Consider the following 18,159-nt stretch of genomic DNA (forward strand, 5'->3'; position numbering starts at 1 on the left):
GAGTAAAATGGAAAACTATAAGTGCGTACTTGCTGTAAAATTTAAGTGAGAACGGAAATAATAGTACTAGTATATATATATTCGTTCCATTTTATACCTGCATGGAGGTTAACAAATGGAATTAAAGTCATAAAATTTTTTCAGCAATTAAGAGACTTCTGATACAATAAGAAAGATAATTAAAAAGAAATTTTGGCTGGAGAGGTAGAGGTACATGGATTTATTAACGAAGTGGTTTAATGCTACGAAACAGTATTTACTAGATGCTGATCGTTGGGCTCATATTGGAATTGCGACATTAAAAATATGTATCATTTTAACAATTGGTGCAATTGTAGTGCGAATTGCAAGAGCGGTTGTACGAAATGCGTTTCGTATGGGAAGTCGTTCTCCAATTCAAATTTCAGAACGTCGTACAGTTACAGTAGCGAAGTTACTTGAAAATATTGTGGCATACGTTGTTATGTTCATTATGTTAATTGCGATTTTAGGTGTGTTTAATATTAATGCATCAGGTTTATTAGCCGGTGCTGGGGTAATTGGTTTAGCAGTCGGATTTGGTGCTCAAAGTTTAGTGAAAGATGTTATTACAGGGTTATTTATCTTGTTAGAAGATCAATTTTCAGTTGGTGACTATGTGAAAATTGGTCAGTTTGAAGGTGTCGTTTTAGAAATTGGACTTCGTACAACGAAAGTGAAAAGTTGGACAGGTGAAATTCATACTTTACCAAACGGAAGTATTGTTCAGGTTACCAACTATTCAGTTAGTAATAGTGTAGCATTTGTTGACGTATCTATTTCGTATGAGGCTGATATAGCAAAAGCAGAGCAAGTCATTGAAGAATTATTAGAAGAATTACCTGCACAATATGAGCAAATGGTAACAACGCCTCAGTTATTAGGCGTGCAAACATTAGCTGCATCAGAAGTTATATTACGTGTTATTGCAGAAGTAGAGCCGATGCAACATGCAGTTATTGCAAGGGCACTTCGTAAAGAAATTAAAAATCGTCTAGATTTACATGGTATTGAAATTCCATATCCACGTATGGTTTTATATAATCGTGAAGAGTTAGTGAGTGGAAAAGCAATTTAATATGGAGAGGGGTTTGGAGAATGGAGCAAAAGCAGTATAACTTGTACGATGTTGTGGAAATGAAGAAAGCCCACCCATGTGGGGAGAATCGTTGGAAGATTATTCGTATGGGAATGGATATCCGCATTAAGTGCGAGGGATGTGACCATTCAGTAATGATTCCTCGAAGAGAGTTTGATCGTAAGGTGAAAAAAATACTTGTGAAGCACGAAGAATAGAGAGAAAGTAACAGTTACAGTGGGTAGCTGTTACTTTTTTTCGTTTGGAGGAAACTTGTCATTTTTTTCGTTACTATCTATAATGATGAAAGATTGAGACATAGGAGTGAAAAATATGGGATTAACGGCTGGGATTGTTGGATTACCTAACGTAGGGAAGTCCACTTTATTTAATGCAATTACACAAGCAGGAGCAGAATCTGCAAACTATCCATTCTGTACAATTGATCCAAACGTAGGAATTGTAGAAGTACCAGATGAGCGTTTAAATAAATTAACGGAATTAGTAGAACCGAAAAAAACTGTTCCGACTGTATTTGAGTTTACTGATATTGCAGGTATCGTAAAAGGTGCGAGTAAAGGTGAAGGTTTAGGAAATAAATTCTTATCTCACATTCGCCAAGTAGATGCAATTTGCCAAGTTGTTCGTTGTTTTGAAGACGAAAATATTACGCATGTTTCAGGTAAAGTAGACCCAATTGATGATATTGAAACAATCAACTTAGAGCTAATCTTAGCAGACTTAGAATCTGTTGATAAACGTATCGAACGTGTTGCGAAATTAGCAAGACAAAAGGATAAAGAAGCAGTATATGAGCATGAAATTTTAGTACGTTTAAAAGAAGCTTTTGAAGAGGGTAAACCAGCTCGTACTGTTGAATTTACAGAAGAGCAAATGAAGATTGTTAAAGGTCTTCATTTACTGACAACGAAAGAAATGTTATACGTAGCAAACGTAAGCGAGGACGATGTTATCGATCCTTCTGAAAACAAATACGTACAAATGGTAAAAGAATTTGCTGCAAATGAAAATTCTCAAGTAATCGTTGTATGTGCAAAAATCGAATCAGAAATTGCTGAGCTAGACGAGGAAGAGAAAAAAGTCTTCCTTGAAGAACTGGGCATTGAGGAATCTGGTTTAGATCAATTAATTCGTGCTGCATATGATTTATTAGGACTTGCTACTTACTTCACAGCAGGTGTGCAAGAAGTACGTGCATGGACGTTCAAACAAGGTATGAAAGCACCACAATGTGCCGGCGTAATTCATACAGACTTTGAGCGTGGATTTATTCGTGCAGAAACAGTTTCTTACGAAGACTTAATGACAAACGGTTCTATGACAGCTGCAAAAGAAGCTGGTAAAGTTCGTTTAGAAGGAAAAGAGTATATCGTAAAAGACGGAGACGTTATGCATTTCCGTTTCAACGTTTAATTTAATATTTCCTAGGAAAAATAAAGATATGAACTTGGCAAATATATTATGTGTTTGCCAAGTTTTTTATGTATGGGTGAGTTGATTCATCTAACTTACTATGATATAATCTAAACTCGTGAGTAATTACTATAAATTAATTGCTCCTTGCCCATTACGGGCCGTTTAGACCAAAAGGAGGTGAAAGTGTAATGAGAAAGTACGAAATTATGTACATCATTCGTCCTGGCGTTGAAGAAGAAGCTCAAAAAGCTTTAGTTGAACGTTTTGCAGGTGTTTTAACAAACAATGGTGCAGAAATCATTAACACGAAAGAGTGGGGTAAGCGTCGTTTAGCTTACGAAATCAACGACTTACGTGAAGGTTTCTACATGATCTTAAACGTGAATGCTAACGCAGAAGCGATTAACGAATTCGATCGTTTAGCTAAGATCAACGAAGATATCCTTCGTCATATCGTTGTTAAAGAAGAAGAAAAATAATTGATATATAAGGGAGAGTGGTTCGATTGATGAATCGTGTTATCCTCGTTGGTCGTTTAACTAAGGACCCTGACTTACGTTACACGCCCAATGGTGTTGCAGTAGCTACTTTTACGTTAGCTGTGAATCGCGCATTTGCGAATCAACAAGGTGAGCGTGAAGCTGACTTTATTAATTGTGTAATATGGCGTAAACAAGCAGAAAACGTAGCAAATTATTTAAAAAAAGGTAGCTTAGCAGGCGTAGATGGGCGTCTTCAAACTCGTAATTACGAGGGACAAGATGGTAAACGTGTATATGTAACAGAAGTTCTTGCGGAAAGCGTACAATTTTTAGAGCCGCGTAATGGCGGTGGGGAGCAACGTGGTTCATTTAATCAGCAACCATCAGGAGCTGGTTTCGGTAACCAAAGCTCTAACCCATTTGGTCAATCTAGTAATTCAGGCAACCAAGGTAACCAAGGAAACTCTGGATTTACGAAGAATGACGATCCATTTTCAAATGTAGGTCAACCGATCGACATTTCCGACGACGATTTACCGTTCTAATACAGTAAATTTGTTAGTTTTAACAAAGAATGGAGGGAAATAGACATGGCAGGACGCAAAGGTGGACGTGCGAAACGTCGTAAGGTGTGTTTCTTCACAGCTAACGGCATCACTCGCATCGATTATAAAGATGTTGATTTATTAAAACGTTTCGTTTCTGAGCGTGGTAAAATTTTACCTCGTCGTGTAACAGGAACAAGCGCAAAATACCAACGCAAACTTACAGTTGCAATTAAACGTGCTCGTCAAATGGCACTTTTACCATATGTTGGTGAATAATAGCGTATGAAATGCACAGTAGAGTCGGACTCTACTGTGCATTTTGCTATGCTTTTCTTTTTTGAAAGAGAGGTTAGATGATGAAAAACACAAAATTTATTACTGAAGGTGCAGCGTTGTTAGCGATATATGCAATGCTATTGCTTATATCTATGTATGTTCCAATTTTAGGTGCAGTTGTAACGTTTGCATTGCCGTTGCCATTTATATTGCTAACGATAAGATATAAATTATCCAGTGCCTTTGTAATTTTTACGGCGGCGCTTTTTATTACTGTTATCGTCAGTCAACCGATGAACTTAGTAAAGACAACTATGTTTGGGTTGATAGGCATCGTTTTAGGGTATATGTATAAAAAACAAAAAAAGCCGGTAGAAATTTTGATGGCAGGGACGCTTGCTTACTTAATTGGTATTATGCTCATTTATGTTGCAAGTATAAAGTTTTTTAACATAGATTTAATGAAGCAAATGCAAAATATGTTTAATGAAAGTATGACGCAAAGTGAAAAGATAGTTACCGCTGCGGGTATGCCGATTAGTAAAGAGCAAAAAGAGCTATTTGCACAATTTAATGATGTGTTACAAACATTATTCCCGAGTTTACTTGTCATGGTCTCAGTATGTTTTTCATGGATTACAGTTATGATATCAAGTAGTGTTTTGAGAAAGCTAAAGCATGATGTTATACCTTGGCCTAAGTTCAAAGATATACAATTACCAAAGAGTATTGTTTGGTATTACGTTATATTTATTTTGCTATCAACTTTTATAAAAGTAGAACCGACATCATATTTACATATGGTATTTTCTAACCTATATGTCATATTTGCTTTACTACTCGTGCTGCAAGGTTTGACGTTTATCGCTTTTCTGGCGCATAGCAAAGGTTTTACGAAAGGGGTTCCTATTATTAGTTTTATCGCCTGCATGTTTATCCCGATGCTGTTTCCTCTTGTGACAATCTTAGGTATAATTGATTTAGGGATTTCATTGCGTTCTAAAATAGGAGGATAAAATAATATTCCTTATACTATTTTAATCTGTATTACTAACTGGAAGATAAGTTAGTTTTACTTTATAGGAGTTGTATACATGCCTGAATTTTATAAGAAACAGTGGTTTTTATATCCTGTTTACGTATTGGCATTTTTTGTGTTTGTGCTCATTTCAATCCTCTGTTATTTTCATTTACTAATGGGGATAGTCTCCTTCTTTATTTTTTGTATCGTCCTTTTTCTTGTTGTACGATTTGAACTAACCTTTCAAAAGAATTTTGAAAAACATACGACAGATATGATTACAAGGGTAAAGAAAGTGAGTAATGAGGCATTTAACCAGATGCCGATTGGTATTTTGTTATACAATAAGGATTATGGGATTGATTGGGCAAATCCTTATTTATCTTCATGTCTGGGGCAGCATGCATTAGCTGGATGGCACCTTTATGATGTATCAGAAACGTTACTTCTTTTTATTAAGGGAGAAACATCCGATGATATAGTCTCTTTAAATAATCGAAAGTTTCGTGTCTTTGTAAGGAAAGAAGAAAAGTTAATTTATTTCTTTGATGTAACAGAACAAACAGAGATTGAAAAGATGTACGAGGATCAACGTACTGTTTTAGCTGTCATTTATTTAGATAATTATGATGAAGTTACACAAGGATTAGATGATCAATTACGTACGAATATAACAAGTCTTGTGACATCCCGTCTAAATGAATGGGCCGTTAAGTATGGGGCATATTTAAAACGTGCATCTTCGGAAAGATTCTTCGTTGTACTAAATGAAAGTATTTTAGCGCAGATGGAGAAAGGGAAATTTAGTATTTTAGACCAAGTACGTGAAGAAACATCCAAAAGGAATATACCACTTACATTAAGTGTAGGTGTTGGATCAGGTGATTTACCTTTATCCGAGCTTGGGGCGATGGCTCAATCAGGTCTAGACCTTGCGCTTGGGCGTGGTGGAGATCAAGTAGCTATTAAACAAGCGACAGGTAAAGTTAAGTTTTATGGTGGTAAGACAAATCCGGTGGAAAAACGTACTCGTGTACGTGCCAGAGTGATTTCGCATGCATTAAAGGATTTAGTATTAGAAAGTAGCAATGTCATTATAATGGGGCATAGGGCTCCTGATATGGACGCAATTGGTGCTGCGATTGGTATTTTAAAGGTAGCGCAATTAAATGAGCGCAAAGGATATATTGTGCTCGATGAAAATGATTCTGATAAGGGAATTAAGCGTTTAATGGATAAAGTGAAACAAAATGAAGAGTTATGGTCTCACTTTATTACACCAGAACAAGCGATGGAATTTGCAAATGATGATTCATTACTTGTTGTTGTTGATACACATAAGCCTTCAATGGTGATGGAAGAAAAGCTGTTACGCAAAATTGAAAATGTAGTTGTTATTGACCATCATCGCCGAGGAGAAGATTTTATTGAAGATCCATTGCTCGTTTACATGGAGCCATACGCCTCTTCCACGGCGGAACTTGTTACGGAATTACTTGAATACCAACCGAAAAATTTAAAAATGACAATGCTAGAAGCAACAGCATTATTAGCAGGTATTATTGTTGATACGAAAAGCTTTACATTCCGGACAGGTGCTCGTACGTTTGATGCTGCTTCTTATTTACGCTCACACGGTGCAGATACTGTACTTGTACAAGAGCTTTTAAAAGAAGATATGAATCAGTATTTACGGGTTGCAAAAGCTATTAAAAATGCGTACATTTATACAAATGGAATTGCGATTGCAAAAGTTGATAGCGATGATTACTACGATCAAGTGCTTATTGCGCAATCAGCGGACACATTATTAACAATGACAGGAATTATTGCATCATTTGTTATTGCAAAACGTGGCGAGAATTTCATTGGAATTAGCGGCAGGTCTTTAGGTGAAGTGAATGTGCAGCTAATTATGGAAAACTTAGGTGGTGGCGGGCATTTAACGAATGCAGCCACACAAATGAAAAATATTACAGTAGACGAAGCTGAGGAGAAGCTTCGATTTGTTATTGATGACTATTTACAGGGAGGCACACAATCATGAAAGTAATTTTTCTAAAAGACGTAAAAGGTAAAGGGAAAAAAGGGGAAGTAAAAAACGTACCAGATGGTTATGCAAATAACTTCTTACTAAAACAAGGATTAGCTGCTGAAGCGACGAATAGCAGTATGAAAACTTTAGAAGCTCAAAAGCGCAAAGAAGAAAAAGATGCAGCAGCAGAGCTTGAAAATGCAAAACAATTAAAAGAAACGTTAGAGAAATTAACTGTAGAATTAAAGGCTAAATCTGGAGAAGGTGGCCGTCTATTCGGTTCAATCACAAGTAAACAAATCGTAGATGCAATGCAAAAATCTCACAATATTAAACTTGATAAGCGTAAATTTGAAATGGATGATGCAATTCGTGCATTAGGCTATACAAACGTTACTGTGAAATTGCATCCGCAAGTAACAGCAACAGTAAAAGTTCATGTTAGTGAACAATAAAACTAAGTTAAGCAAGGAGGATTGCGTATGAGTGATGTAATGGCTGATCGTACCCCTCCGCATAATATAGAAGCTGAGCAGGCAGTCTTAGGTGCTATATTGATTGATCAGGATGCGTTAACATCGGCATCGGAACTATTAGTACCTGACTCATTTTATCGAACGAAACATCAAAAGATTTTTGAAGTCATGCTTGGTTTATCTGATAAGGGGGAGCCAATTGACTTAGTAATGATGACGTCAGCAATGGCTGATCAAGGATTACTAGAAGAAGTTGGTGGGGTTTCTTACTTAGCAGAATTAGCAGAAGTTGTTCCGACTGCTGCTAACGTAGAGTATTATGCAAGAATCATCGCTGAAAAAGCACTGTTACGTCGTTTAATTCGAACGGCGACTCATATTGTGTCTGATGGATATGAGAGAGAAGATGATGTGGATGGTCTTTTAAATGAGGCTGAGAAAAAAATATTAGAAGTATCTCATCAGACGAATGCGAAAGCATTCCAAAATATTAAAGACGTTCTTGTAGATGCTTACGATAAAATCGAACTTTTGCATAATCAAAAAGGTGAAGTGACCGGGATACCGACTGGATTTACTGAATTAGATAAGATGACGGCAGGGTTCCAGCGAAATGATTTAATCATCGTGGCGGCACGTCCGTCGGTAGGTAAAACGGCATTTTCATTAAATATCGCACAAAACGTAGCGACGAAAACGGATGAAAATGTAGCGATTTTTAGTCTAGAGATGGGTGCTGATCAGCTTGTTATGCGTATGCTTTGTGCAGAAGGGAATATTGATGCACAAAGACTTCGTACCGGATCGTTAACTTCTGATGATTGGGCGAAATTAACGATGGCAATGGGTAGCCTTTCTAATGCTGGTATTTATATTGATGATACGCCGGGGATTAAAGTAAATGAGATTCGAGCAAAATGTCGTAGATTAAAACAAGAACAGGGTCTTGGCATGATCTTGATTGACTACTTACAGCTTATTCAAGGAAGTGGGAAATCAGGAGAGAACCGTCAGCAGGAAGTATCTGAGATTTCTCGTACACTAAAAGGGATTGCGCGTGAATTACAAGTTCCTGTTATTGCCTTGTCACAGTTATCTCGTGGTGTAGAATCTCGTCAAGATAAACGTCCGATGATGTCTGATATTCGTGAATCGGGAAGTATCGAGCAGGATGCCGATATCGTAGCCTTCCTATATCGTGAAGATTACTATGATCGAGAAACGGAAAATAAAAATACGATTGAGATTATTATTGCAAAGCAGCGTAATGGTCCAGTAGGCTCAGTAGAGCTCGCATTCGTTAAAGAGTTCAATAAGTTCGTTAACTTAGAACGTCGTTTCGAAGATGGACATGCGCCGCCGGCATAACGATAGTATAAAAAAGAAACGCATTTCTTATAATAAGATGTGTTTCTTTTTTTTTATAGAAAAGATAAGGCTTTCATAGTGTGAAAATATAATTCTTACGAACGAAAAAGTTTTTTGATAAAAAAATGTTCGCTTTTTGGTTGACTTCTTTTTCGGTTTTGGTACAATTATATTGTTTGAATAGATCGTTTGAAAATTGCGGAGGTGCTTTAATAATGTCTTCAGTAGTAGTTGTAGGAACACAATGGGGCGACGAAGGAAAAGGTAAAATCACTGATTTTCTTTCTGAGCATGCGGAAGTAGTTGCAAGATATCAAGGTGGAAATAACGCAGGACATACAATTGTTTTTGGCGGAGTTAAATATAAATTACACTTAATTCCATCTGGTATTTTCTATAAAGAGAAAATTTGTGTAATCGGAAACGGCTTAGTAGTAGATCCGAAAGCATTACTTGAAGAGTTAAAATACTTACACGATCGTGGTGTAAGTACTGATAATTTACGCGTAAGTAACCGTGCGCACGTTATTTTGCCTTATCACTTAAAACAAGATGAGTTAGAAGAAGCAAGTAAAGGTGATAACAAAATCGGTACAACGAAAAAAGGTATCGGTCCTGCATACATGGACAAAGCTGCTCGTATTGGTATTCGTATGGCTGATCTTTTAGACCGTGAAGCATTTAAAGAGAAGCTTGAGCGCAATTTAGCACAAAAAAATCGTTTGTTTGAAAAAATGTACGATACAGAAGGTTTCAGTGTAGAAGAAATCTTCGAAGAGTACTTCGAGTACGGACAACAAATCGCGCAATATGTGTGTGATACGTCTGTTGTATTAAATGATGCATTAGATAATAATCACCGTGTATTATTTGAAGGTGCACAAGGTGTTATGCTTGATATCGACCACGGTACGTATCCGTTCGTTACATCTTCTAACCCAATTGCTGGTGGTGTAACAGTTGGAACTGGAGTTGGCCCTGCAAAAGTTACTCGCGTTGTAGGTGTATGTAAAGCATATACAAGCCGCGTAGGTGATGGTCCATTCCCTACTGAGCTTCATGATGAAATTGGTCATCAAATTCGTGAAGTTGGTCGTGAGTATGGAACGACAACTGGTCGTCCACGCCGCGTAGGTTGGTTTGATAGCGTTGTTGTAAGACATGCGCGTCGTGTTAGTGGTTTAACAGATTTATCATTAAACTCTATCGACGTTCTAACTGGTATTCCAACTCTTAAAATTTGTGTTGCTTACAAATACAATGGCGAAGTTATCGATGAAGTTCCAGCAAACTTAAACATTTTAGCGAAATGTGAGCCTGTATACGAAGAGCTTCCAGGTTGGACAGAAGATATTACTGGTGTAAGATCATTAGACGAACTTCCTGAGAATGCAAGAAAATACGTAGAACGTGTTTCTGAGTTAACAGGAATTCAATTATCTATGTTCTCAGTTGGACCAGATCGTAATCAAACGAATATCGTTCGTAACGTATACGAAGCTTAATTGATATTTTTAAGGAAAAACTCATGTCCGCATGAGTTTTTTCTTGTTTTTTATAAAAAATAAAAAAAGGTATTGCAAAAAATAAATAAAACATGTTATGATACATCTTGTCGTCACGAAAATATGACGTTGGTGAGTATGAGCCATTAGCTCAGTTGGTAGAGCATCTGACTTTTAATCAGAGGGTCGAAGGTTCGAGTCCTTCATGGCTCACCATTTTATTTTTCGTGGCCCGTTGGTCAAGTGGTTAAGACACCGCCCTTTCACGGCGGTAACACGGGTTCGAATCCCGTACGGGTCATGTTTTTTTATGTTCATTTTTGGTCCCGTGGTGTAGTGGTTAACATGCCTGCCTGTCACGCAGGAGATCGCCGGTTCGACCCCGGTCGGGACCGCCACTTTTGTTTATACCACCATTAGTGGTTTTATATATAGTTTTGGCTCGGTAGCTCAGTCGGTAGAGCAGAGGACTGAAAATCCTCGTGTCGGCGGTTCGATTCCGTCCCGAGCCACTCTCAGGATATTAAGTGGGCCCACTTAATATCCTTTTTATTTGTGTAATTTTACAAAATTGAGTAGTTATTTTAAAATAGAATGAGGAGCCTCTAGCAGTTGAAGCTAGAGGTTTTTCTATAGATCGTATAGGATTCCGTGTAAAAGTGGATCATACATGAGTCTGTGAGAATAGAGGAGAAAGTACTTAAGCAAAAGATGCGGTCATATAGGGACATACTATGTAGACATCAATGTGTTTAGGGATATTGACCATATTTTTACCCCGCTATTTAATGGGCAGTAAGGCCTCCACCTTAAAATTCAGCGAAAGCAAAGAAGCTAGGTGGAGGGAGGGCTGCCCGTGAAAGCCCAATTGGTGAGGGTTGATTAAAGTTTCACTTTATAAGGAGGAAATAAACGATGATGGGAAAGAAAATTTTAGTAGTTGATGATGAAAAGCCGATTGCAGATATTTTGAAGTTCAACCTAGAAAAAGAAGGTTTTGAAATTGTAATGGCGCACGATGGTGATGAAGCAATTGAAAAAGCGACTGAAGAACAGCCAGATATGGTTTTATTAGATATTATGCTACCAGGTAAGGATGGCTTAGAGGTTTGCCGTGAAATACGTAAAAGCTCAGAAATGCCAATTATTATGCTTACAGCGAAGGATTCTGAAATTGATAAAGTATTAGGACTTGAGCTTGGGGCAGATGATTATGTAACGAAGCCATTTAGTACGAGGGAATTACTTGCTCGCGTGAAGGCGAATTTACGTCGCCATCAGCAAGGTGGTGCGGCAGAAAAAGAAGAAAATACGGAAATGGTTATTGGACCAATTGTTATCAATCCAAATGCGTATAGTGTAACGAAACGTGAGGAAAATATTGAGCTTACACACCGTGAATTTGAGCTATTACATTATTTAGCAAAACATTTAGGACAAGTTATGACACGTGAACATTTATTGCAAACAGTTTGGGGTTATGACTATTTTGGAGATGTACGTACAGTGGATGTAACAGTACGTCGTCTACGTGAAAAAATTGAAGATAATCCAAGTCATCCTACATTAATTGTCACTAGACGTGGAGTAGGGTATTACTTGCGTGACCCAGAGCAGGAATAGTATATGAAGAAAGTCGGTTTTTTTCAATCTATTCATTTAAAATTTGTACTCATATATATGCTATTAATATTGATAGCTATGCAAGTTATTGGGGTATATTTCGTAAGAGAGTTAGAAAAGAGTCTTGTACAAGGTTTTAGAGATTCTTTAACGCAACAAACGAACTTATTATCGTATAACTTGAAACAAGAGTTTAAAAAAAGTTATACAAAAGCAGAGACAGAATCAACAGGTGAAACGATTAAAACTTCCATTCGAAAATTTGCCTCTGATCGAAAGAAGGATATTCAAGAGGTAAGTGTATTTGATGCGAATAGAAAGCTGCTCGCTATTTCAGATGAGTCAAAGCAAAACAAGGTAAATAGAACGTCAACTGATATAGCTGTTCAGCGGGTATTGGTACAAAAAAAACCAGAAGTGAAAATTGAGAAGGATGGTCGTACAGGTCACCGTGTACAAGTTATGATTACCCCTATTATGGATGATAACAACAAAGATGCACTTGGTGCTATTTACGTTGTTGCATCCATGGAAGATGTTTATAAGCAGATGAAGGATATTAATCAAATCTTTGCGACCGGAACCGTTATTGCATTACTCGTAACAGCTGTACTTGGAATTTTGTTAGCTCAAACGATTACGAGACCAATCTCTGATATGCGAAGACAAGCAATTGAAATGGCAAAAGGAAACTATTCAAGAAAAGTAAAAGTGCATAGCCATGATGAAATTGGACAATTAGCATTATCTTTCAATAATTTATCAAAAAAATTACAACAAGCTCGTTCTTCAACAGAAAGTGAAAGACGTAAATTGTCATCCGTATTATCACATATGACAGATGGAGTAATTGCTACTGACCGAAAAGGGGACATTATTTTATTAAATGATCCTGCGGAAAAGATGCTAAATGTTTCGCGTGAAACGGCGCTCGATCAATCTGTTTTAGAAGTATTGGGAATACAAGAAGAATTTACGCTCGATCATTTATACGAAGAGCCGGATTCTGTTTTATTAGATTTTAGTACGAGAAATGAGCCATATATTTTACGTGCTAGTTTCTCTGTTATTCAAAAAGAGACAGGGAAAGCAAATGGTTTAATTGCCGTATTATATGATGTGACTGAGCAGGAGCGTATAGAAAGAGAACGCCGCGAGTTTGTAGCAAACGTCTCTCATGAATTAAGAACGCCATTAACGACAATGCGCAGTTACTTAGAGGCACTTACAGACGGTGCGTGGCAAGATCCAAATATTGCACCACAATTTTTAACAGTTACACAAGAAGAAACAGAAAGAATGATTAGACTTGTAAATGCGTTATTGCAACTATCTAAACTCGATAGTACAGAACATCGTTTAATGAAAGAATGGGTCGACTTTACTGACTTCTTTAATAACATTATTGATCGTTTTGAAATGTCTAAAGAGCAAAACGTAAGCTTCAAACGATCTTTCTCTAAAAAATCTCGATTTATTGATATGGATACGGATAAAATTACGCAAGTATTGTATAACATTATTTCGAATGCATTAAAGTATTCACCAGAAGGTGGAACAGTAACATATCGTTTACGTGATCGCGGAGAATTATTGGAGATTAGTGTAAGTGATCAAGGAATGGGTATTCCGAAAGAAAACGTCGATAAAATCTTTGAACGTTTTTATCGCGTAGATAAAGCACGTTCAAGACAAATGGGCGGTACAGGACTTGGATTAGCAATTGCGAAAGAAATGATTGAGGCACATGGTGGCTCGATTTGGGCAAAGAGTGAGGAAGGAAAAGGGACAACGATTTATTTCACATTGCCTATGGCAGCAGATGAAGAGGACGAATGGGAATGAGTATGGAGAATGTTAAAACGATAGTTTTAATTAATTTAGTTGTAATTAGTCTATTTCTTACTTTTAACTTATGGACGTATGTGCCAGATTCCACATCTATGCAAAACGCAAAATTTGTACAAGGGAATGAGGGAAATACTCAAACGAAAATCGCTGATGTTGTCCGCCCTACTTCTATCATTGTGCATAAAGATAAAAATCATTACGGGAGCAAAAGAGAGGGAGATATAGAATCAATCTATAGAACTTTGGAAGCAGGGGAATTACATGAGTTCAAAGAGATATCGATTGCTAAGGCTGACTTCCTTTCTTATGTGCATGGTGAAGGGAAAATTGAACTTATTTTCCCTACCAACATCCCATTTGATGCAGTTAAATCTATGTTTAGTATGAAAGAAAAAAGTATAGATAAGCCTAAACACTTTAATCGAATTATTCTTGACCCTTCTAGAAGTAGGGATCAAGAAATTAAAATTAATTTTGTTTCCGATGGTGATAACTCTAGAATATATGAAGCAAAATTAAGTGGTGTGTATTTAAAAGATATTGTAAATGCACAAAATCAATTTATAGTATCAGCGAAACCTTATTTTGACTATCAAATTAATGATATGAAAAAGCTATTTTTACCAGATGGAACGACAGAATTAAGTAATATAACATATATTTCATCTAATTTGGCGGTTGATACATTTAAGAATGCTCTTTTTAGTGACCCACGTTATTTAAGCCCTATTATCGAGGGATCGAAAGAAATATTTACAGATGGTATTAGGTCTATGGAGATTGAAAATGATCAGCATATGCTAAAGTATAAAAATTCTTCTGTTTTAAGTGAGAAAAAGCCAGATAATTTAATGCTTTTACAAAAAAGTTTTGATTTTGTAAATGGTCATAGTGGGAGTTTGGATTCATATCGTTTGGACTATATGAATAAAGGACAGACAGTATTCCGCTTACAGGAAGATGGATATCCCGTATTCAATACTGATGGATTAGCTGAATTGAGACAAGTATGGGGATCAGAAGAAGTAATGGAATATGAAAGACCGTTGCTTTCTTTAAATACGAAAGGTATAGAGCAGAAGGTTACTCTTCCGTCAGGTCATGTTGTAATAGCATCCTTAGAAAATAATGCCGCGGTAGATAAAAGATCTATTAAAGACATTGGGATTGGATACAAATTATCACTAGATGGGCAAGTAGCACGACTACAGCCAATTTGGTATGTAAAGTTTGTTGAAGATGAAGCTGGCAAACAAAAAATATATGAGTGGAATGAGGGGGGACTAAATGGATTGGGATCGGATTAAAACCATATTTATTGTGACCTTTTTTGTTTTGGACCTCTTTCTCATTTTTCAATTCATTCAAAAGCAAGATAGTAATCAATTGGAGCTTATTGCAGAAACAAAGATAGATCAAGAATTAAAAGCAAACAAAATTACTATGGGTAATTTCCCTAAAGAACCGAAAAAAGAGTCATTTATTAGGGCTGAAAACAAGGCATTTAAAGAAGAAGACATACAGTCTTTAAAAAATCAAACGGCGCATATACAAAATATGTACAAGATAGAAAGTAAGCTAAAAGAGCCCTTTTTAAATACAAAATCGTTATCAAAAGATAAGTATAATGATTTTTTGAAGAACTATGTATTGGATGGACAAAAGTATGAGTTTGGAGCGATGAAAGATTCTAAAATTTACTTCTTCCAAAAATATAAAGATAAGCCTATTTTCTATAACGATCAGGCGATGATTGTTGTGGAATTAAATGAAAAAAATGAACTTGTGTCGTACACGCAGACGATGTTAACAGATTTAAAAGAAATGGGCGAAAGTGAAAAAACGAAACAGCAAGAAATTATTACTGCCCAAACCGCTTTAGAAAATCTGTATTTAAAAAATAAAATTCATGGGAATACACATGTAAAAGAAGCGCAAATTGGTTATGCCAACCTTACCGCATCTACTTCTAATAACCAAGTACTTGCTCCAACGTGGAACTTAAAGACGGAGCAGAAGCAGGACTTCTTTGTAAATGCAATTGAAGGACAAGTTATGGAATTAGGGGAAAAGGAAAATCAAGTGGTTGATGAACATACTGGAGTGAGAAAGAATGGGTTTGCACTTTAGCGTACTTGCAAGTGGAAGTACAGGGAATATGCTATATGTAGGAACAGATGAAAAGAAGTTACTTGTCGATGCAGGTTTAAGTGGTAAAGCAACAGAGGCTTTATTTAAACAGGCAGAATTAAATATAAATGATGTATCGGGTATTCTTGTAACACATGAACATAGTGACCATATTAAAGGCTTAGGTGTATTGGCACGTAAATATGATTTACCTGTTTATGCAAATGAGAAAACATGGAATGCAATGGAACACTTAATAGGAAATATCCCAACTGAGCAAAAGTTTATTTTCTCAGTTGGGGATGTGAAAACATTTGGTGATATTGAGGTCGAGTCATTTGGGGTGTCTCATGATGCGGCAGAGCCGATGTTCTATGCTTTTCATAACAATAATAGAAAGTTAGCCCTTATTACAGATACAGGGTACGTGAGTGACCGTATGAAAGGTGTTATTAAGGGAGCTAATGCTTTCGTATTTGAAAGTAATCATGACGTAGAAATGCTTCGTATGGGACGTTATCCATGGAGTATTAAACGACGTATTTTAAGTGATGTGGGGCACGTTTGTAATGAAGATGCTGCATTAGCGATGGCGGATGTAATTACAGATGAGACAAAGCATATTTATTTAGCCCATTTAAGTTTAGATAATAACATGAAAGAACTAGCGCGTATGTCAGTATCACAAGTATTAGAGGAAAAGGGATTTGGAGTGGGAGAAGCCTTTGAAATTCACGATACAGATCCAAAAATGCCGACAAAAATTCAATACGTATAATTCTTCATTTTAGTAAACAATAAAGGTGAATATAGTTGTTTTCAGGAAGATAGGTGAACAAATATGTCCTTTATTGATGAAGAAAATTATCGTATGAAACGTGCAAGAAAAAAGAAGCATAAAGGTATTGTTATTTCTAGCATAGCAGGAACAATTGTAGGAGCTTCTTTATTTGCATTTGGAGCTCCTTTATTTTCAAATGATACGGACGCGTTTCCGCAAGCTGAAGCAAGTGGAAGTAATATGGCGGAAGCTCAAGGCATTAAACAAATTAGTTTTGTGGATGCTGTTGATCGTGCGTCTGAAGCTGTTGTTGGAGTTATTAATATTCAACGAGATAATTTTTCAGAGGCAGATTCAGAAGCAGGTACGGGATCAGGTGTAATTTATAAGAAGACAGATGGTCAAGCTTACATTGTAACGAATAATCATGTTGTTGCTGGAGCAAATCGTATTGAAGTAAGTTTAAGTGATGGTAAGAAGGTTCCTGGAAAGGTATTAGGAACCGATGTAGTCACAGATTTGGCTGTACTAGAAATAGATGCAAAGCATGTGAAAAAAGTAATTGAAATTGGCGATTCTAATACTGTTCGTAGAGGAGAACCAGTCATTGCGATTGGAAACCCGCTCGGGCTCCAATTTTCTGGAACCGTCACACAAGGTATTATCTCGGCTAATGAGCGTATTGTCCCTGTAGATTTAGATCAAGATGGACATTATGATTGGCAAGTAGAAGTATTGCAAACAGACGCAGCAATTAATCCGGGTAATAGTGGTGGTGCGCTTGTAAACGCAGCAGGTCAATTAATTGGTATTAACTCAATGAAAATTGCGGCAAAAGAAGTAGAAGGAATTGGGCTAGCTATTCCTGTTACTAGAGCTGTTCCAATTATGAATGAATTAGAGAAGTACGGAAAAGTAAGAAGACCGTATGTTGGAATTGAACTGAGATCATTAAATGAAATTCCAAACTACTATTGGTCAAAAACATTGCATTTACCAGGCAATGTAACAGAGGGAGTTTGCATTTTAGATGTGAAAAGCCCTTCGCCAGGTACAGATGCTGGTTTGCGAGAACACGATGTGATTGTAGCAGTAGATGGGAAACCAGTTCGCGATATTATCGGATTCCGTACGGCCTTATATGATAAAAAAATTAATGATAAAATGACTCTTACGTTTTATCGTGGTACAAAACGAGCAACAACAACGGTTAAACTAGGCATTCAAAAGTATTAAAAACAGGAGGGCCTACCTCCTGTTTTCTATTGTAGAAAAGTGAGGTGAAGAATATGAACTTACCTTGTTGTTTAGAACATGTTGAATTAGCTTTAGATATTATTGTGGATGAGTGTGAAGTCGCGCCGGTTATTAACAATGTGGATAACTCAGAAAAAGAGAAAAAAACATGTGAATTTTGTCAAAATGAGGCGACATATGTTGTATCGAACACAGATTCCCACACAATATGTGGGTAACAATTGTGGATATGTGGATAAGTTATGTGGATAACATGTTTGTAAGGTGGGGAAT

General features: G+C 36.7%; 18 protein-coding genes and 4 tRNA genes. All 22 read left to right on the forward strand.

The features are described from left to right. The first annotated feature begins 214 nt into the window (after positions 1-214). The 22 genes from ACTFNE_RS17570 (at position 215) to ACTFNE_RS17675 (ending at position 18,104) form a co-directional block, all read left to right on the forward strand. Positions 215-1,096: a mechanosensitive ion channel family protein gene (locus tag ACTFNE_RS17570; RefSeq protein ID WP_000365104.1), complete on the forward strand. Its 882-nt coding sequence runs from the start codon at positions 215-217 to the stop codon at positions 1,094-1,096. A 20-nt stretch (positions 1,097-1,116) separates the two neighbouring features. Then, positions 1,117-1,314 (forward strand): DUF951 domain-containing protein, encoded by a 198-nt coding sequence (locus ACTFNE_RS17575; RefSeq protein WP_000436051.1) that lies wholly within the window; start codon positions 1,117-1,119, stop codon positions 1,312-1,314. Positions 1,315-1,429: 115 nt separating this feature from the next. Further along, complete coding sequence (gene ychF / locus ACTFNE_RS17580) at positions 1,430-2,530, forward strand: redox-regulated ATPase YchF (protein WP_000524669.1); 1,101 nt, start codon at positions 1,430-1,432, stop codon at positions 2,528-2,530. A 191-nt stretch (positions 2,531-2,721) separates the two neighbouring features. Beyond that, positions 2,722-3,012, forward strand: coding sequence for a 30S ribosomal protein S6 (gene rpsF / locus ACTFNE_RS17585; protein WP_001233779.1), 291 nt, complete (start codon positions 2,722-2,724; stop codon positions 3,010-3,012). 26 nt (positions 3,013-3,038) lie between these two features. Then, entirely contained in the window at positions 3,039-3,560 is a 522-nt protein-coding gene (gene ssb / locus ACTFNE_RS17590; protein ID WP_000981967.1) for a single-stranded DNA-binding protein, read from the forward strand. A 45-nt stretch (positions 3,561-3,605) separates the two neighbouring features. After that, positions 3,606-3,839: a 30S ribosomal protein S18 gene (rpsR, locus tag ACTFNE_RS17595; RefSeq protein WP_000918873.1), complete on the forward strand. Its 234-nt coding sequence runs from the start codon at positions 3,606-3,608 to the stop codon at positions 3,837-3,839. An 80-nt stretch (positions 3,840-3,919) separates the two neighbouring features. Continuing rightward, the gene (locus ACTFNE_RS17600) at positions 3,920-4,855 is read left to right on the forward strand and encodes a YybS family protein (RefSeq protein WP_046197927.1); all 936 of its coding nucleotides are present in this window, start codon (positions 3,920-3,922) and stop codon (positions 4,853-4,855) included. A gap of 78 nt (positions 4,856-4,933) precedes the next feature. Then, positions 4,934-6,907, forward strand: coding sequence for a DHH family phosphoesterase (locus ACTFNE_RS17605; protein ID WP_270705183.1), 1,974 nt, complete (start codon positions 4,934-4,936; stop codon positions 6,905-6,907). Beyond that, positions 6,904-7,350 carry a 50S ribosomal protein L9 gene (gene rplI, locus ACTFNE_RS17610; RefSeq protein ID WP_000864231.1) on the forward strand — a complete coding sequence of 149 codons (447 nt, stop codon included), beginning with the start codon at positions 6,904-6,906 and terminating at the stop codon, positions 7,348-7,350. Before ACTFNE_RS17605 ends, rplI begins: the two co-directional genes overlap by 4 nt. Positions 7,351-7,377: 27 nt before the next feature. Further along, complete coding sequence (gene dnaB, locus ACTFNE_RS17615) at positions 7,378-8,739, forward strand: replicative DNA helicase (protein WP_001286244.1); 1,362 nt, start codon at positions 7,378-7,380, stop codon at positions 8,737-8,739. A gap of 215 nt (positions 8,740-8,954) precedes the next feature. Next, on the forward strand, positions 8,955-10,244 hold the full coding sequence (locus tag ACTFNE_RS17620; RefSeq protein WP_000100224.1) for an adenylosuccinate synthase: 1,290 nt from the start codon (positions 8,955-8,957) through the stop codon (positions 10,242-10,244). Between the two features lie 140 nt (positions 10,245-10,384). Further along, positions 10,385-10,460, forward strand: a tRNA-Lys gene (locus tag ACTFNE_RS17625). Between the two features lie 13 nt (positions 10,461-10,473). After that, positions 10,474-10,545: transfer RNA gene (locus tag ACTFNE_RS17630), tRNA-Glu, on the forward strand. A gap of 21 nt (positions 10,546-10,566) precedes the next feature. After that, positions 10,567-10,642, forward strand: a tRNA-Asp gene (locus ACTFNE_RS17635). Between the two features lie 41 nt (positions 10,643-10,683). Next, positions 10,684-10,756: transfer RNA gene (locus tag ACTFNE_RS17640), tRNA-Phe, on the forward strand. Between the two features lie 403 nt (positions 10,757-11,159). Next, a complete protein-coding gene (gene walR / locus ACTFNE_RS17645) occupies positions 11,160-11,867 on the forward strand; it encodes a cell wall metabolism DNA-binding response regulator WalR (RefSeq protein ID WP_000971872.1) in 708 nt (235 codons plus the stop codon). 3 nt (positions 11,868-11,870) lie between these two features. Beyond that, positions 11,871-13,712 carry a cell wall metabolism sensor histidine kinase WalK gene (walK, locus tag ACTFNE_RS17650; protein WP_000755380.1) on the forward strand — a complete coding sequence of 614 codons (1,842 nt, stop codon included), beginning with the start codon at positions 11,871-11,873 and terminating at the stop codon, positions 13,710-13,712. Further along, positions 13,709-15,025, forward strand: a complete 1,317-nt coding sequence (locus ACTFNE_RS17655; protein ID WP_000061586.1) for a YycH family regulatory protein — start codon at positions 13,709-13,711, stop codon at positions 15,023-15,025. The genes walK and ACTFNE_RS17655 overlap by 4 nt, the downstream gene beginning before the upstream one ends. After that, positions 15,006-15,848 carry a two-component system regulatory protein YycI gene (locus ACTFNE_RS17660; RefSeq protein ID WP_048557321.1) on the forward strand — a complete coding sequence of 281 codons (843 nt, stop codon included), beginning with the start codon at positions 15,006-15,008 and terminating at the stop codon, positions 15,846-15,848. The genes ACTFNE_RS17655 and ACTFNE_RS17660 overlap by 20 nt, the downstream gene beginning before the upstream one ends. Beyond that, a complete protein-coding gene (locus ACTFNE_RS17665; RefSeq protein WP_000522836.1) occupies positions 15,832-16,626 on the forward strand; it encodes an MBL fold metallo-hydrolase in 795 nt (264 codons plus the stop codon). Before ACTFNE_RS17660 ends, ACTFNE_RS17665 begins: the two co-directional genes overlap by 17 nt. 63 nt (positions 16,627-16,689) lie before the next feature. Beyond that, positions 16,690-17,865, forward strand: a complete 1,176-nt coding sequence (locus ACTFNE_RS17670) for a S1C family serine protease (protein ID WP_000008039.1) — start codon at positions 16,690-16,692, stop codon at positions 17,863-17,865. Between the two features lie 53 nt (positions 17,866-17,918). Continuing rightward, positions 17,919-18,104 (forward strand): CxxH/CxxC protein, encoded by a 186-nt coding sequence (locus tag ACTFNE_RS17675; protein WP_001052827.1) that lies wholly within the window; start codon positions 17,919-17,921, stop codon positions 18,102-18,104. Positions 18,105-18,159: the final 55 nt, after the last annotated feature.

This window comes from Bacillus cereus group sp. MYBKT111-2 (assembly GCF_051915205.1).
Lineage (GTDB): Bacteria > Bacillota > Bacilli > Bacillales > Bacillaceae_G > Bacillus_A > Bacillus_A paranthracis.

What these genes read in the sequence shown, in the direction of transcription:
- ACTFNE_RS17570 (WP_000365104.1), top strand. Translation starts at nt 215, where the DNA reads ATGGATTTATTAACGAAGTGGTTTAATGCTACGAAACAGTATTTACTA.
- ACTFNE_RS17575 (WP_000436051.1), top strand. Translation starts at nt 1,117, where the DNA reads ATGGAGCAAAAGCAGTATAACTTGTACGATGTTGTGGAAATGAAGAAA.
- ychF (WP_000524669.1), top strand. Translation starts at nt 1,430, where the DNA reads ATGGGATTAACGGCTGGGATTGTTGGATTACCTAACGTAGGGAAGTCC.
- rpsF (WP_001233779.1), top strand. Translation starts at nt 2,722, where the DNA reads ATGAGAAAGTACGAAATTATGTACATCATTCGTCCTGGCGTTGAAGAA.
- rpsR (WP_000918873.1), top strand. Translation starts at nt 3,606, where the DNA reads ATGGCAGGACGCAAAGGTGGACGTGCGAAACGTCGTAAGGTGTGTTTC.
- ACTFNE_RS17600 (WP_046197927.1), top strand. Translation starts at nt 3,920, where the DNA reads ATGAAAAACACAAAATTTATTACTGAAGGTGCAGCGTTGTTAGCGATA.
- ACTFNE_RS17605 (WP_270705183.1), top strand. Translation starts at nt 4,934, where the DNA reads ATGCCTGAATTTTATAAGAAACAGTGGTTTTTATATCCTGTTTACGTA.
- rplI (WP_000864231.1), top strand. Translation starts at nt 6,904, where the DNA reads ATGAAAGTAATTTTTCTAAAAGACGTAAAAGGTAAAGGGAAAAAAGGG.
- dnaB (WP_001286244.1), top strand. Translation starts at nt 7,378, where the DNA reads ATGAGTGATGTAATGGCTGATCGTACCCCTCCGCATAATATAGAAGCT.
- ACTFNE_RS17620 (WP_000100224.1), top strand. Translation starts at nt 8,955, where the DNA reads ATGTCTTCAGTAGTAGTTGTAGGAACACAATGGGGCGACGAAGGAAAA.
- walR (WP_000971872.1), top strand. Translation starts at nt 11,160, where the DNA reads ATGATGGGAAAGAAAATTTTAGTAGTTGATGATGAAAAGCCGATTGCA.
- walK (WP_000755380.1), top strand. Translation starts at nt 11,871, where the DNA reads ATGAAGAAAGTCGGTTTTTTTCAATCTATTCATTTAAAATTTGTACTC.
- ACTFNE_RS17655 (WP_000061586.1), top strand. Translation starts at nt 13,709, where the DNA reads ATGAGTATGGAGAATGTTAAAACGATAGTTTTAATTAATTTAGTTGTA.
- ACTFNE_RS17660 (WP_048557321.1), top strand. Translation starts at nt 15,006, where the DNA reads ATGGATTGGGATCGGATTAAAACCATATTTATTGTGACCTTTTTTGTT.
- ACTFNE_RS17665 (WP_000522836.1), top strand. Translation starts at nt 15,832, where the DNA reads ATGGGTTTGCACTTTAGCGTACTTGCAAGTGGAAGTACAGGGAATATG.
- ACTFNE_RS17670 (WP_000008039.1), top strand. Translation starts at nt 16,690, where the DNA reads ATGTCCTTTATTGATGAAGAAAATTATCGTATGAAACGTGCAAGAAAA.
- ACTFNE_RS17675 (WP_001052827.1), top strand. Translation starts at nt 17,919, where the DNA reads ATGAACTTACCTTGTTGTTTAGAACATGTTGAATTAGCTTTAGATATT.